Annotated in this window: 13 protein-coding genes; 4 read left to right on the top strand and 9 right to left on the bottom strand. The window is 70.6% G+C overall.

The window, feature by feature from the left end; genetic code table 11:
• Positions 1-7: 7 nt before the first annotated feature.
• From JRI60_RS25325 to JRI60_RS25315, 3 genes are read right to left on the bottom strand one after another with little or no spacing between them, the layout of a single operon-like run.
• Positions 8-679, bottom strand: a complete 672-nt coding sequence (locus JRI60_RS25325) for a hypothetical protein (RefSeq protein ID WP_204228449.1) — start codon at positions 677-679, stop codon at positions 8-10.
• 2 nt (positions 680-681) lie between these two features.
• Positions 682-2,181 carry a hypothetical protein gene (locus tag JRI60_RS25320; RefSeq protein WP_204228448.1) on the bottom strand — a complete coding sequence of 500 codons (1,500 nt, stop codon included), beginning with the start codon at positions 2,179-2,181 and terminating at the stop codon, positions 682-684.
• 4 nt (positions 2,182-2,185) lie between these two features.
• Positions 2,186-3,835 (bottom strand): hypothetical protein, encoded by a 1,650-nt coding sequence (locus tag JRI60_RS25315; RefSeq protein WP_204228447.1) that lies wholly within the window; start codon positions 3,833-3,835, stop codon positions 2,186-2,188.
• 267 nt (positions 3,836-4,102) lie between these two features.
• On the opposite strand from JRI60_RS25315, the gene JRI60_RS25310 reads away from it, so the two are divergent.
• The 4 genes from JRI60_RS25310 (at position 4,103) to JRI60_RS25295 (ending at position 10,331) form a co-directional block, all read left to right on the top strand.
• Complete coding sequence (locus tag JRI60_RS25310; RefSeq protein WP_204228446.1) at positions 4,103-5,740, top strand: hypothetical protein; 1,638 nt, start codon at positions 4,103-4,105, stop codon at positions 5,738-5,740.
• 86 nt (positions 5,741-5,826) lie between these two features.
• Positions 5,827-8,514: a valine--tRNA ligase gene (valS, locus tag JRI60_RS25305; RefSeq protein ID WP_204228445.1), complete on the top strand. Its 2,688-nt coding sequence runs from the start codon at positions 5,827-5,829 to the stop codon at positions 8,512-8,514.
• Positions 8,515-8,727: 213 nt separating this feature from the next.
• A complete protein-coding gene (locus JRI60_RS25300; RefSeq protein ID WP_204228444.1) occupies positions 8,728-9,618 on the top strand; it encodes a transporter in 891 nt (296 codons plus the stop codon).
• Complete coding sequence (locus JRI60_RS25295) at positions 9,615-10,331, top strand: hypothetical protein (RefSeq protein ID WP_204228443.1); 717 nt, start codon at positions 9,615-9,617, stop codon at positions 10,329-10,331. Before JRI60_RS25300 ends, JRI60_RS25295 begins: the two co-directional genes overlap by 4 nt.
• Before the next feature lie 21 nt (positions 10,332-10,352).
• Here JRI60_RS25295 and JRI60_RS25290 read toward each other — a convergent pair whose 3' ends face one another.
• From JRI60_RS25290 to JRI60_RS25265, 6 genes are read right to left on the bottom strand one after another with little or no spacing between them, the layout of a single operon-like run.
• Positions 10,353-11,141: an ABC transporter permease gene (locus tag JRI60_RS25290; RefSeq protein ID WP_204228442.1), complete on the bottom strand. Its 789-nt coding sequence runs from the start codon at positions 11,139-11,141 to the stop codon at positions 10,353-10,355.
• Between the two features lie 5 nt (positions 11,142-11,146).
• A complete protein-coding gene (locus tag JRI60_RS25285; RefSeq protein WP_204228441.1) occupies positions 11,147-11,917 on the bottom strand; it encodes an ABC transporter permease in 771 nt (256 codons plus the stop codon).
• On the bottom strand, positions 11,914-12,645 hold the full coding sequence (locus tag JRI60_RS25280; protein WP_204228440.1) for an ABC transporter ATP-binding protein: 732 nt from the start codon (positions 12,643-12,645) through the stop codon (positions 11,914-11,916). Before JRI60_RS25280 ends, JRI60_RS25285 begins: the two co-directional genes overlap by 4 nt.
• Positions 12,646-12,649: 4 nt before the next feature.
• Positions 12,650-13,300 (bottom strand): TetR/AcrR family transcriptional regulator, encoded by a 651-nt coding sequence (locus JRI60_RS25275; protein WP_204228439.1) that lies wholly within the window; start codon positions 13,298-13,300, stop codon positions 12,650-12,652.
• Between the two features lie 48 nt (positions 13,301-13,348).
• Positions 13,349-13,885, bottom strand: coding sequence for a hypothetical protein (locus JRI60_RS25270; RefSeq protein WP_204228438.1), 537 nt, complete (start codon positions 13,883-13,885; stop codon positions 13,349-13,351).
• Between the two features lie 14 nt (positions 13,886-13,899).
• Positions 13,900-14,997 carry a hypothetical protein gene (locus JRI60_RS25265; RefSeq protein ID WP_204228437.1) on the bottom strand — a complete coding sequence of 366 codons (1,098 nt, stop codon included), beginning with the start codon at positions 14,995-14,997 and terminating at the stop codon, positions 13,900-13,902.
• Positions 14,998-15,005: the final 8 nt, after the last annotated feature.

Below are 15,005 nucleotides of genomic sequence, written 5' to 3'. Positions count from 1 at the left end.
CGTGTCATCACAGCCGCAGGCCGACCTGGATGCGGTACGCCACCCCGGACAAAGGGAGCGAGCCCGCCTGGAGGGCAGTCGAGGGGATGGGCTCCGTCTGGCCTTTGCCCGGGGGCTCCGGCGCGAGCGCGTCGAAGCGGGCCCCGGGCCGGAAGCCGTACCCCGCCCCCACGTCGAAGAGGAAGGCCGGGCTGGGGCCGCCAGCGCGGCCCGGATGGAGGGGGACGACGAACGAGACACCGAGCAGGCCCGTGGCGGAGACCTGCCCGACGTCCTGGCGCAGCTGGCCGATCCTCAGGTCCAGCCAGTCGTAGCCGATCAGCGCCTGGGCGTAGGGCTCGACGAAGGAGCCCAGGGACACGCGGTACGCGGCCCCGAGCTCCACGCCCACCAGCCCCAGCCTCGCCTCGGCGACCTGGTGGAGGGAGGCGAAGGTGCCTCCGGCGAGGAAACCGCCCTCCACTTCCAGCCGGCCGCCCGTCAGGGGCAGCGCGTAGGCGGCCCCCACGCGGAACAGGGGCAGGTGATCGTTCTCGTCCACGAGATCATACGCGCGCGCGGTGCTGACCTGGCCGGCGTAGCCCAGACGGAGGCTCACCGGTGGCCGGGCCGAGGCCTCCGAGGAAGAGAGGACGGCGGCCAGCAGGAGGACGGCGCAGGTGACGGGAAGGTGTCTCATGGTCAGGGGCCCTCCGGGGCGCGGTCGAGCTCATCCGCGAGGGTGAAGTACCGCACACGCTCCGCGGCACCGCGCTCGAGCCGGTCCGCGGGAATCAGGGTGACATCGCCCAGCGCGGGCTCCGCGTGCTGTGCGGCCAGCATGTCCCGCGCCGGCAGGTAGTGCAGCGCGCTGATGGGGGCATCCAGGGTGACCTGGTCGATGGCGAGCGTCTCCACGTCCAGGCGGGCCAGGATGAACTGGCCCTGGGGCACGAAGTAGAGCCGGCCCCTGGCCGTGTCCATGACGTCGACGCCCACCGTGCGCGACACGGGGATGGGGTTGATGCGCACGCGCAGGCGGGTGTCCTCCTCGCGCACCGTCACCACGGAGAGCGCCGCGCCGCCGCTGCCCACGCTGGGGTGACGGAACACGGCCGTGCCGAGCGCGTCGCTGAAACGGACCGCGTCGAAGCCGGCGCTCAGCAGCACCGTGCCGCTCTTCCCGGTGGCCACGTCCCAGGCCACCACCGTGCGCAGCTTCGCGTCGTAGAAGAGCGCGCGTCCATCCGCGAGCACATGGGTGCTCGTCAGGGGCGCCCCCAGCGGGAGCCGGGGCACGTCCTGCAGTCCCCGCGCGTCGAGCACCATGGCCTCCTGGCTGCCCGCGTAGACGGCCAGCACCGAGCGCTCCGCGGCCGGCGCCGAGGCCGGCGGAAGCTCGATGTCGCTGAGCCCCGTGCCCCCGGCGAGGAAGTTCACGGACGCCGTCAGCTCGTCCCCTTCCCTGCCCAGCTCCACCGCGAAGACATCGTCCATGCCGGAGAGCCGCAGGAAGAGCACGTCTCCATTCGGGGAGAAGAGCGCCTCCTGCACGGCCACCTCGGGCTGCGTCTCCGACAGGCGCGTGGGGATGCGCCTCGGTGCACGCCGGGGGGCCTTCGCGTCGAGGACCACCACGCCCCGATCCAGGGTGATGGCCACGTACTGCCGGTCCTCCTTCGGCGGGGCGAAGACGACCGAGCGCGGCGCGAGGCTCTCCGTCCCCAGCGCCAGGCGCGTCACCTCCCGGGCTTCGACGTCCACCACCGCCACCTCGTTGAGGTTGCGCGCCACCACGTCCGGACCCAGGCTCGCGGTGCTGTAGGAGAGGACGCCGAAGCGGTTGTCGGCGCTGAAGGCGAGGGTGTCGTACGCGCCCGGCAGCTCCAGCGTCCGCACGTCCCCGCTGTCCACCGACACGAGCTGCAACAGCGGATGGCGCAGATCTCCGGTCAGCACGGCCACCAGGTCCTCCTGGAGCCTCACCGCCCTGCGCGCACCCTGGGCGATGGGGATGCCCTGGGGCTTCTCGCCCTGGCGCACCCGCACCACCCGCTGCGTCTGCGGCACCACCGACACGAGCGCATCCCCCGTGGTGAGCAGCGGCAGGGGCGCGAGCTTCTGGGTATAGAGGTCTCCGCGGCCACCACACGCCCCCGCGAGCAGCAGCACCGCGGGCAGCAGTCGTCGAACGATTCTCATGGGTTCACTCGATCCGCGAGTTGAGGGTGAAGCCGGTGACGGTCCGGATCTGGCTGTCGTCCAGGTTGACGAAGCTGATGCGGCCGGCCGGATGGAGCTGGGACACGAAGACGCGGTGGCGGGTCTCCTCGGTGGCCCCGGCGAACCCACCGGCATAGGCCGGAGGCGAGGCCAGCGAGACGGAGTGGGACACGAGCGTCGAGAGGTCCACCGCGTCCACGGCGTAGCGGCGCTCCGTGTCACTCCGCAGCGTCACCCCGACGAAGCCCCCGCCGGAGGAGAAGGCCAGCTGCGCCGGCTCCAGCGCCCCGGTGCGACGCAGTTGCAGGTAGCCCGAGGGAAGGTCGAGCACCGAGTACCCCCGGTCCGCGTCCACGGCGCGCTCGTACGGGTCGGTCGCGGTGGAGGCGGGCTCGGGCTTGTGGACGATGACCGCCGTGTGGCCGTCCGCCGAGAGGGCCACCCGGTCCACGCGCTTCTCCAGCGGGTAGCGGGTGACGGTGCCCGAGGGGAGCTCCACCCGGGTGAGCGACTCGTCATTGAGGACGGTGGTGTAGACGAGCGCGAAGTGCCCCCCGCCCTCTGGCGGCAGCACCACCTGGCCCACCGAGGACCCCGGCACGTCGATGAGCTGGATGCCCGAGGGGTCCTCGAGATCGCCCGGCAGCTCGATGAAGGCGAGCTGGCCCGCGGTGCGCAGCGCCGCCACGGCGCCCGAGCCATCCGGGAGCAGATCCACGTCCGTGGCCACCTCGGGGAGCGTCACGGTGCGGAAGGCCGTTCCGTCGAAGGACGCCAGCATCGCCGCGCTGGTGGCGCGCAGCAGGACGCGCTGCCCATCGGGCGTGGCCACCACCTCGCGCGAGTTGATGTCCGCCGCCATGGCCGCCGGCAGCGCGATGCGCACCGGCAGCGGCTGCTGGCGCGGGGCGGACAGATCGAGCACCGTCACCGTGCTCTTGGCGAAGATGTAGGCGTGCGTGGCCACGCCCTCCTCCTGACGGAAGAGAACATCCGTCACGCGGAACCCGGCGGAGCGCTCGAGCACCGTGCGCTCCGCGGGCTCACCGCGCCGCACCGCGCGCAGATCCACCAGGGACACCACGCCCTCGGCACCGGAGCCGGGTGGAGAGGACGGATCCGGCCAGGCCAGCGCGTACGCCCCATCCGGAGAGACGGCCACGCGCCCGTAGCGGCGGCCGAGCGAGACACGCAGCACGTGCGAGGGCTGCGTGGCGGAATCCACCAGGGACAACGAGGCCTCCAGGGAGGACAGCGTCACCGCCGAGTCCTCGCCGGGCACCACGGCCACGTCCACCGGCGAGGCGCCCACCGGGATGGCCTCCAGCGAGAGCGTGCGCGGATCGATGCGCGTGAGGCTGTTGGCGCTCGGCGAGAGGACGTAGACGAAGCTCTTGCTGGCCAGCGGAGGGGGCGCGTCCGAGGCGTCCTTCTCGTCCTCCGGCGGAACGCAGGCGGACTGGGTGCAGGTGTAGCCGGCCGGGCAGTCCGCCGCCGTTTTGCAGACCGGCGCTCCCGAACCGGGGTCGTTGGGGGCGCCTCCACTCCCGTCCTCCGAGGGGGAAGGACTCTCCCCGTCATCGGCGGAAGAGGCGCAGCCGGCGGCTCCGAGCGCCAGCAAGGTCAGTGTCATCCAGCAGAGTGCTCGTGGCATCGCGGCTTCCCTTGGAAAAGGATCAGCGGCCAGGGCAGTAGCACTTTGGATGCCATTTGCACACCCAGTGATGTCGCGGGGTTACACCGCGTCAGAGCCTGGAAATCCTGACACCTGGGCCATGGCTGGCACGACATCCGTGTCAGGGGAGCCCCCGCGCGAGCGTCTCGCACCACGGGCGGGCCTCCGGGCGCTCGGCGTCGTGCACATCTTCCTTCCCTGGCCGCACCGGTCGCTGGAGGTCCCATGGCTGGCGAGGAGCAGAAGGTCCGCCGTCCGTCCCGAGCCGTCGCTCGCGAGCGCATGCGGAGGCTCCTGTGGACGCTGCTCGGGCTCGTCGCGGTGGGGGTGGTGTTCGTCGAGCCCCAGGTGCGCGACAAGCTCGTACGAGGGCTGCGCTACTCCTGGGAGCACTTCTTCTTCTTCTTCTGGCTGGGGATCTGCGCGCTGCTGCCGAGCCTGCTGTCGTTCGCCCACCGGGTGCGCAGCAACAAGCGCTACGTGGGAGCCCGGACGGAGGTGCTGCGCTGCTACCTCATCGCGGCGCGTCACTACGCGAGCACCCGGGGCCGCGCCGAGACGGCCCGGATCTTCACCGCGGGGTTGGGCAAGGAGGCGGTGGAACAGAACAGGCCCGGCATCCTCATGTTGATGGGAGGCGCGGTGGCGCTCGCCCTCCCCTTCCTGCTGGTGGCCAGCCTCTCGGCGGCCTACATGTTCCCCGACATCATCGACGAGATGACCCTGTACGCGGCCGTCACCGGCGACTTCGAGGAGGGACTGCGCGGGCTGATGTTCGCCGGGTACGGCGTGTACGTGTACACGCTGCTGCTCATCATCCACCGCATGCAGTCGGCGGCGCTCTCCTCCGAGTTCCTCCTGGGCGCCACCCTGCGCGCCCTCATGACGCTGGTGCTGGGATTCGTCGCCGGGCAGACGCAGCTCATCCAGGCGGTCGGCACGGACAACCAGAGCCGCTTCCTCTACTTCATCATGGGTGCCTTCCCGAGCTGGGCACTTCAGGCCCTGCGGCGGCGCGTGGTGTCGATCTTCCAGCCCACCGTGCCCAGCCAGGAGGCCCTGTCCCTGGAGTACGTGGACGGCGTCAATGATCGCATCACCGAGCGGCTGGAGGAGCTGGGCATCTCGGACATCCAGCACCTGGCCTCGGCGGACCCGGGGGAGCTGACGCTGCGAACGCTCTACCCGCTCTCGCGCGCCATCGACTGGGTGGACCAGGCGCTCCTCATCACCTATCTGCGGGACAAGATCGGCGTGGCGCGGCAGCTGGGCGTGCGTGGGGCCATCGACATGCGCGAGCTCTACCTGGAGGCGCGGTTGCGCACGGACCCGGAGGATCGGACCCGGACCGATCTGCTGGACGCGACCGAGCGGGCGAGGACCCTGCTGCTGGATCTGTCCACCCGGAGCGGCATGCCGCCGCAGGCGATCTACAACGTCGGCGCGAGGCTCGCGGAGGACTACCAGGTGGATTTCCTGGCGTACCTGCGCAACCGCCGCAGCCAGTCCTGGCCGCTGCGGACGCTGGTCGAGGCCATCCGCCGGGCGCTCGAGGAGGCGGGGCTGACCCCGCAGGGCGAGCCCGACATGGACGGCATCCCCGGAGGGCCCTTCGATGCCCGGCAGCTGGACTCTCCCGAGGTCCAGACGCGCTTCAAGGACCGGCTCATGCAGGAGCTGCACGCGATGTCCCTGGAGTGGACGGGGAGCATCGAGGAGCTGCGCGAGGCCGAAAGCTACCAGGAGCTCTACGACATCCTCCTGGCGCGGATCCGCCTGAGGCCGCACGAACCCTCGCAGGCGCGGGCCCATCCGCCGAGTGGCCGCTTCCGGCTGCCTCGCTGGCTGCAGCGGACACACTGAGTGCTCCCCCTCGAGCACTTGCTGTCGTAGCCTGCGCGCCCTCCACAGGCCGAACGATGGCCGCGTAACCCCAGGCGAACCCGACGATGAAGACGTTCCGTTCCATCAACCCCGAGCTCCTCCCCAAGCACTTCGAAGCCGAGAGCGTCGAGAAGCGCCTCGATGCCCGCTGGGAGTCGGAGGGGCTGCACCGCTACGACCCCTCGCGCCCGCGGGAGGAGACGTTCGTCGTCGACACGCCGCCCCCCACGGTGTCGGGCTCGCTGCACGTGGGCCACATCTTCAGCTACACGCACGCGGACGTCATCGTCCGGCAGCAGCGGATGCTCGGGCGCAACATCTTCTACCCCATGGGCTGGGACGACAACGGCCTGCCCACCGAGCGCCGGGTGCAGAACTACTTCAACGTCCGCGCCGACGTGCGCACCCCGTACGAGCCCGGCCTGCGCATGGAGCAGGCGACGGCCGAGTCCTCGAAGCAGCCGCCGCGCACGGTGTCGCGCCCCAACTTCATCGAGCTGTGCCACCAGGTGACGAAGCAGGACGAGCAGGTCTTCAAGGCGCTGTGGCGGCGCATCGGCCTGTCGGTGGACTGGGAGGAGGAGTACGCCACCATCGACGACCACAGCCGCGAGCTGGCGCAGTTCTCCTTCCTGGACCTGTACGAGAAGGGTCATGCGTACTCGGTGACGGCGCCCACGATGTGGGACGTGGACTTCCAGACGGCGGTGGCCCAGGCGGAGGTGGAGGATCGGCCGCAGGCGGGCGCGTTCCACGACATCGCGTTCGCGGTGGAGGGCTCGGACGCGCACTTCACCATCGCCACCACGCGGCCGGAGCTGCTGGCCGCCTGCGTGGGCGTCACCGCGCACCCCGACGACGAGCGCTACAAGGGCCTCTTCGGCAAGCGCGCCATCACCCCACTGTTCCGCGTCCCGGTGCCCATCTTCCCCAGTGAGCTGGCGGATCCCACCAAGGGCACCGGCATCCTCATGGTGTGCACCTTCGGTGACGCCACGGACGTGCTGTGGTGGCGCCAGCAGAAGCTGCCGCTGCGGCAGATCATCGGACGCAACGGTCGGCTGCTGCCCCTCACCTTCGGAGCGCCGGGCTGGGAGAGCCTCGACGCCACGGCCGCGCAGGGCTTCTACGCGGGCCTGCAGGGCAAGACGGTGAAGCAGGCGCGCACGGCCATGGTGGAGCTGCTGCGGCGCGAGGACGGCGCGGCGAAGCCGGGCATGGGCGCACCGCTCATCGGCGAGCCGAAGCCCATCCAGCGCGACGTGAAGTTCTTCGAGAAGGGCGACCAGCCGCTCGAATTCATCTCCACTCGCCAGTGGTTCGTGAGGCTGATGGACAAGAAGGAGCAGCTGCTGCGCTTCGGCGAGCGGGTGCAGTGGCACCCCGAGCACATGGGCTCGCGCTACCGCAACTGGACGGAGAACCTGCAGCTCGACTGGTGTATCAGCCGCCAGCGCTACTTCGGCGTGCAGTTCCCCGTGTGGTACCCGCTGGACGCGGAGGGCAACCCGCTGCACGACAAGCCCATCCTCGCGCCTCGCGAGCGGCTGCCGGTGGATCCGACGGTGGACGTGCCGCCGGGCTACGAGGCCTCGCAGCGCGACCAGCCCAACGGCTTCACGGCCGAGTCGGACGTGTTCGACACCTGGTTCACCAGCTCGCTGACGCCGCAGATCGCCTCGGGCTGGGTGAAGGATCCGGAGCGCCACCGGAGGGTGTTCCCCGCGGACATCCGGCCGCAGAGCCACGAGATCATCCGGACGTGGGCCTTCTACACCATCGCCAAGGCGATGCTGCACGAGGACTCCATCCCGTGGAAGCACGTGCTCATCTCCGGGTGGATCCTCGATCCGGACCGCAAGAAGATGTCCAAGAGCAAGGGCAACGTCATCACGCCCATGCACCTCATCGAGAACTACGGCGCGGACGCGGTGCGCTACTGGGCGGCCTCGGCGCGCCTGGGCACGGACACGGCCTTCGACGAGAAGGTCTTCAAGGTGGGCAAGCGGCTGGTCACGAAGATCTTCAACGCGGGCAAGTACGTGCTCGCCCAGACGGCCCAGGAGCACCCCATCACCCACGAGCTGGATCGGGCCTTCGTGTGGAAGCTCGCGAGCCTGGTGGAGGCGGCGACGGGTTCCTACAAGGACTTCGAGTTCGCGCCAGCGCTGGCGAACACGGAGAGCTTCTTCTGGTCGAACTTCACGGACACGTACCTGGAGCTGGTGAAGGCGCGTGCGCGGGGTGAGTCCTCGGGTGGCGAGGAGGCACGCGGCTCGGCGGTGGCGGCGCTGCGGCTGGGGCTGAACGTGCTGTTGCGGCTGTTCGCGCCCGTGCTGCCCTACATCACCGAGGAGGTGTGGGGCTGGGCCTTCGCGGAGGACACGGGGCACAAGAGCATCCACCGTGCTCCCTGGCCCGACGCCCGCACCTTCGAGGGCATCGCGAAGCCGGTCCACCCGGCCTCCTTCCAACTCGCGGAGGGCGCGCAGCAGGCGATCAACAAGCGCAAGAGCGAGTCGGGGGCAGGCGTGGGCCGGGGCATCACGCGCATGAGGCTCGCGGCCAACGCCGCCACGCTCACAGGCTTCGAGCGGGTACGGGAGGACGTGCTGTCCGCAGTCCGTTGCCAGAGCGCGGAGTTGGTGGAGAAGGCGGACCTCGCCGACAACACCTTCGAGATCGTGGACTTCGAGCTGGCCCCGGCCGCGGAGAAGGAGAAGGAGAAGGCCCCGGAGCCCACCGAGGCCTGAGGGGAGATGGCGAATCCAGCGTAGACCCATTGGACGGCGGTCGTCTTCATACCTCCCACCGAGGTCTGGCCGCCGATCCAGGCGATCCGCCGTGAACATGATCGCCCCTTCGAGGTGGTGCGGACGCTGCGGTTCAGTGCCGCACTGACGGAGTGAGCTGCGACAACTCGCCGCAGGTGCCCGCGAGCCCCGCCCGCTAACGTGGCTCCCGCCATGTGGAAGTCCCTCTCCCTCATCCCCCTGCTCGTGGCCAGCCTCCTCGTTCCCACCGCGGGGCTCGCCTGCGCCACCTGCTCCTGTGGCGATCCCACCCTCACCTCCATGGGCACCGAGCAGCCCTTCGCCGGCCGCCTGCGGCTCGCCACCCAGCTGCGCGCCTGGAGTCAGACGACCGGCCAGGAGGCCATCGACGCCGTCTCACTGCGCGAGCTGCGCATGGACGTCTCCGTCGCCTACGCCCCCGCCCCCTGGCTCTTCCTGTCTGCCACCCTTCCCCTTCAAGCCCGGACGGTGCAGGACGTCAGCCTCGCTCGCGAGACGGCCTGGGGGCTCGGGGACATGGAGGTCGGCGCCAAGGTCTTCGTCTTCCGCGATCGCGACTTCTCGCCGGACAACCTCTTCGGCATCCTCGTGGGCACCCGCCTCCCCACCTCGCCCACGCAGCGCGATGCGACCGGACGTCCGCTCTCGCTCGATGCACAGCTCGGCACCGGCTCCGTGGACCCGTTCCTCGGGCTGGCCTGGTCTGGCTTCCGCGCCGACTGGTCCTTCCTCGCCAGCGCCACCGGCTATCTCCCCACGCGCGGGCGTGAGGGCTTCCGCGCCGGAGCCGCCCTCCGCACCACGCTGGCCACCCAATTCCAGCCGAGCCCTCGCTGGGCGCTGCGTCTCGCCGTGGACGGCCGCCTCGAGGGTCCCAGCGATACCTTCGGCGTGAAGGATCCCGTGGGCAGCGGCTTCATCGCCTTCCTCTCCCCGGACCTGCTCCTCAGCCCGACCACCGACGTGGTGGTGCAGCTCGGCGTGCGCGTCCCCGTCCTCAACCGCCTGCGCAACGTCCACCAGACGCCCATCCTCCAGGCCTCCATCGCCTACGACCTATGAAGCTCCACCTCTCCCCCGCCCTGCTCCTCCTGGCCCTCTGCGCGTGCGGCTCGCGCGAGGAAGGCATCCAGCTCCACCTCGACCTCGCCCTCCGTCCCTCTGGGACCGCGGTCTCCGAGAACGCCACCCGCTCGTTCACCAACGATCGGGGCGAGCGCATCACCCTGACCCGCGCCTACGTCACCCTGAGCAGTGTGGAGATCTTCCCCTGCCCGACCACCAGTGCATGGCGGTGGCTGCGTCTGCTCTCTCCCATCGGGACGGCCGAGGCGCACGAGACCAGCAGCCCCCGCAAGCTGGGTGTCCCGCACGTGAGCGGCCTGGAGCGCCCGGACGGAGAAGCGCTGGCGCTCGGCACCCTGCAACCGCCCCCGGGCAGTTACTGCCGCGCGCGTCTCGTCTTCTCTCCGGCGGACGCGGACGCCGAGGGCCTGCCCACCGGCGCGAGCATGGAAGGCAAGACCCTGCTGCTGGAGGGAGAGGTCCTCCCCACCGGTGGAGGGGCCGCGCGCCCCTTCCGCCTGGAGACCAACGGCCTCGCCAACGCCGAGGTGTCGCTGGAGGGGCTCTCCCTCACCCAAGATGCCCCGGAGGCGAGCCGCACCGTCCAGCTGGCCTATGACAAGTGGCTGGACGGTGTGGACCCCACCTCGGCCGGAGCCACGGAGCAGGTGCTGAAGAACCTCGCCAGCTCCGCCACCCTCGGACCCTGAGTCCCCCGGGTGACCGCGTGCTCAGCGCAGTTCCGTGCGCTCGAACACGCGGGCGCCGAGCACGAGCGCACCCCACGAGGCCACGACGGCCACTCCCACCGCGAGCAGCCCGAGGCGGGGCATCGCCGCGTCGAACCAGAGGAGGTTCGGTCCCAGGCAGCTCAACTCCCGCAGTCGCTCATGGCCCTCGAACAGGTCGGGGCGGTACATCAGCACCGCGGTCGGGAGCATCGGTACCATCCAGAGCAGGAACGCGATGAGGAGCCCCTGGAAGGCGTCGCGCACCAGGAGCAGCGGGATGACGAGCACGGCGAGCAGCAGCACCGCCAGGGACGTGAGGACCAGCCCGGCCCCGATCGTCCCCGCCACACTCACGGAGGCGCCCTCGCCGGTGTAGGGCCGCACGATGAGCGCCGTGGTCAGGGTCATCACGAGCCCCACGAGCGCGGAGGCGAGCAGGATCGGCCCCACCCGGGCCTCCAGGAAGGCGCGGCGGGAGATGGGCTTGCTGAGCAGCATCTCGAGGGCCCGGTTCTCACGTGGCTCGACGAGGGCCCGCATCAGCGCCGAGGCCCCGGCGAAGAAGGGCATGAGGTAGATGCCCATGTACTCGTTCACCAGGACCACCGCGCCGAGGCCGCGGATCAGGAACGCGCGCTCCATGAACGCATTGACCGGGGCGGGCAGGAGCGGAATGAGCACGCCCGTGAGCAGGACCACGGCGACGCCCATGAACAGGGACACGAGGAGCGCCCAGCCGATGGCGTGGCGGGCCTCGAGGGCACGGTAGCGAAGAAGGGAGGCCTGCATGGGAGTCACACCTCCAGGTGGCGCACCCGCAGGGCGCCGAGCGCGAGCACGGCCACGTTCATGCCGAGCAGGATGGCGATGGGCCCCAGCACGTGCCCGAGGCTCAGGTCATCCACGTGGCCGAGCACGGAGATACCCTGGGTGATGGGGTTGAAGAGGGAGGCCTGGCGCCAGGCGGGATTGTAGAAGCCGATGAACGCCAGGCCCACGAGCAGGAAGAGCACCAGCAGGCTCACCAGCGCCGCCAGCGAGCGCCTCTGGACGAGCACGGCCACGAGGGCGCTGAGGCAGACGGCGAAGAACGCGGCGAAGAGGTGCACCGACATCGAGGCGAAGAACAGCCCCGGACGGAAGCCCGGCAGGGTGCGGGCGACGATGGGCACGGCCAGCAGGTGCCCCCCGACGTAGAGCAGCGCCATGACGCCGCAGGCGGAGAGCGTGCGCATCAGGAAGTACGCGGAGGGGGACACGGGCTTGGACAGCAGCACCTGGAGCACGCCCGTCTCGCGTTCGCGGATGACCAGGCTGCCCGCGAGCACCACGCCCAGCACGGCGAGGGTCTTGTTCATCGCCAGATCGGTCCACACGAAGAGGAAGATCAGGGAGGGGTCCGACGTCCCGAACCACCCCTTCAAGGCCGACAGCACGTGCGCGGGCGGCTTCGCGGCGACGAAGGGCATGGAGAGCGCCGCGTAGACCATCATGCCCGCGGCCAGCAGCGTCTTCCGCTCGCGGAGCGAGGCGCACATGTCGAGCCACAGCAGGCGCGCATTCATGCCGCCCTCCGCGCGAGCGACAGGTAGAGCTCGTCCATGTTCGAGGAGCGGTGCTCGCTCTTGAGCGCCTCGATGGGCCCGAAGGCGACGAGCTGGCCCCGGTGCAGCGCCGCCACGCGCCGGCACAGCGTCTCGATGTCCGACAGGATGTGGCTGGAGAAGAGCACGGTGACGCCGCGCTCGCCGGAGAGGCGGCGCAGGTGCTCCAGCAGCTCGTGGCGGCCGAGCGGATCCAACCCCGAGGTCGGCTCGTCCAGCAGCAGGACGCGGGGCTCGTTGATGAGGGCCTGGGCGAGCCCCACCTTCTGCGTCATGCCGGTGGAGAAGCCGCCGAGCCTCCGGTCCGCCGCCGCCTCCAGCCCGAAGAGCTGGAGCAGCGACTGGATGCGCGGCTCGGAGACCTCGGGCGCGAGGTCGAACATGGCGGCTACGTAGGCGAGGAACTGGCGCGCCGTCATGTGGGCCGGGAGCGCGTAGCTCGCGGGGAGGAAGCCGCACTGGCGGCGCACCTCGAGGCTCTCGCGCACCACGTCATGGCCGAGCACCCGCGCGCTGCCCGAGGTGGGGCGCGTCAGTCCGAGCAGCATCCGGAGCGTGGTCGTCTTCCCCGCGCCGTTGTGCCCCATGAAGCCGAAGATCTCTCCGGGATCCACGTGAAAGCTCACCCCGTCCACGGCGCGCACGGAGCCGTAGACGCGGGTCAGACGATCGATCTCGATGGCATGCATGGCATCACCTCGTGTTGGAAACGCCCGGCGCGGAGAGACCCGCGATGAAGATGTCGATGACGGCGTCGAGCAGCCGCTCGCGGGAGATGCGGTCTCCCACCGTGACGAGCGCGGTGTGGTAGTGCAGGAAGCGCAGCACGCCGAAGACGAAGGGAACCGCCTCGATGTCCAGGTCGGCGCGGAGCTCGCCCCGCTCGATGCCCTCGCGCACCCAGCCGCGCAGCATCTCCAACTGGGCATCCGCCTTGCGCGGATTGTCTCCACTCTCCGCCAGGGAGCGCAGCACCGCCACGTCGGGATCCTCGCGCACGAGCCGCTCGAACAAGGCGTCACGGGCGAGCTCGCGGTAGGAGAAGCGCAGCGTGGCGCGCAGCCGCTCGCGAGGCGACTCCAGTGGCATCACCTCCGCGGCGTACCGGCGCCCTATCTGCTCGAACAGGGATTCGATGACCGCGTGGAGCAAGACCTCCTTGCTCTCGAACTCCAGGTACACGGCGCCCTTGGCGATGCCGGCCTCGCGGGCGACGTCCTCGATGCGGGTGCGCCGGAAGCCGAAACGCTCGAAGTGGCTCTTGGCCACCTGGAGGATGCGCTGGCGCCGGGCCTCGGCGGACGAGCGGCCAGCGGGCTCCGACGGTTTGGTGGAAACGGCCATATGGAGAATATGACCGGATTCGTTTTTTCGGTCAAAGGGTCACGAAAGTCACTTTGCCTCGGGGGCGGGGCGCGTCGTGGCGGGAGGCGTCTCGGAGGGATGCTTCACCGAGAAGGGGCTCTGGGGCGGATTGCGCGCATACGGATCGGCCCGCTTGAGCAGCCGGGAGGAGGAGGTCTCCGCCCAGGTGGCGAGCTCGCCCGTCTCCACCACCGAGGCGCTCCGGCCGATGACCTTCCAGGTCCGGAGCTCGATGAGGCGCAGATCGGCGGCGACCCGTCCGGCGGAGAGCGGGCGCAGGCGCAGGTGCAACACGCGCGAGGTCCCCGAGAGCCCAGGGGCCGCCACGAGGCAGCGCGGATCCCTCTGGCATCCCTCCCCCCGGGACTTGAGGTAGCCCCCGAGGTCCACGAAGGGCGCCTCGAGCCGGGTGCCGAGCGTCCGCCCCGCGTCGGAGGCCAGCTTCTCCAGACCGGGCGCCGAGGTGGACACCACGGCCAGGGAAGCACTGGAGACGGACGGAGCGGGCTGGGACGGGCCCGGCTCCGCGGAGAGCAGGAGCAGCGTGAGCGCGGTGAGCATCATCGGAGCACCCTCCCCTACCAACCGTAGCTCGCGGAGAACCCCAGCGACGGCCCGCCGCCGACGGAGGCGCGCGCCTGATAACCGGCCTGGGCGCCGATGAGGATGGCGTCGGTGAGCTGGTAGTCCACGGTGTAGAGCAGCCGCACGCCCGTGGGGCCCGAGGGGACGTTCGTCACCTGCACCGCGGCGCTCATGGGGAAGCGCGGCACCGTGTCCCAGACGAGCCGGACGGTCCCCGCGCCGCCGAGGCCCGCCGTGTACTCCCCTCCGATCTCCGCGTGCGCGCCGTGGGGCCGGCCGATGCGCACCTTGCCACCGAAACCCGCCGAGAAGCCGGTCGCGTTGCCGCCGAGCGTCAGGCGCAGGCCAAGGCCGAAGTAGGGATTGAAGCCCACGTCCACCTCGGAGAAGCCATAGTCGAGGCCCGGGCGCAGCTCCGGCCGGGCGGGCTCCCCCGGGGCCGTCAGTCCGAAGGGCGGCGTGTGCGCGCGCAGGTGGCCCACGCCGATGCGGATGGAGTCGATCCGCAGGCCGCCCACCTGGGTGAGCAACCGATAGAGGTAGTTCGCCTCCAGGCGGTAGTAGTGGTCCTGGTAGCGCGTGCCGTCGATCGTCTGCGAGCCATAATCCACGTACTCGGCGGAGGCGCTCACGCGTGAGCGGCGCTGCCCGTACACGGCCAGCAGGGCCTCGCGCTCCAGCGTGGACTGGGGCACGTCGACGAGCACCGGATAGGGCGCTTGCGCACTGGCGAAGCGCACCGACTCCACACCCTCGGTGTCACGAGCGGTGAGGTAGTACTCCACGGACACGCGCTGCTCGGCCGTGATGGGGATGACGGCCGCGTAGGTGCCGTCGGAGCTGAGTTCGAAGGCCGTGTCGCGGAAGTCCTTCTCGCCGGTGGCGCGGTGGTGGGCGACGAGCGCCCCGAGACGCCAGGCGGGAGCCACCTCGGCGCGGAGCACGAGCTCGGTACCGGCGGTCACCTGGGCGGCCGGGATGTGCCGCACCTCGAGGGGCTCCGCAGGAGGAGGCGGCGGCGTGGCCCCCGCGGGCGGCGGCTGGGCGGCGAGCAGGAGGAGGAGGCAGGTGGCGGTGGAAAGGGTCATCATGGAAGGCG

It is taken from the genome of Archangium violaceum (genome assembly GCF_016887565.1).
In the GTDB taxonomy this organism is placed as follows: domain Bacteria; phylum Myxococcota; class Myxococcia; order Myxococcales; family Myxococcaceae; genus Archangium; species Archangium violaceum_B.
Note: the sequence above shows the minus strand (reverse complement) of the source record. Positions and strands in the feature narration are given on the sequence as shown.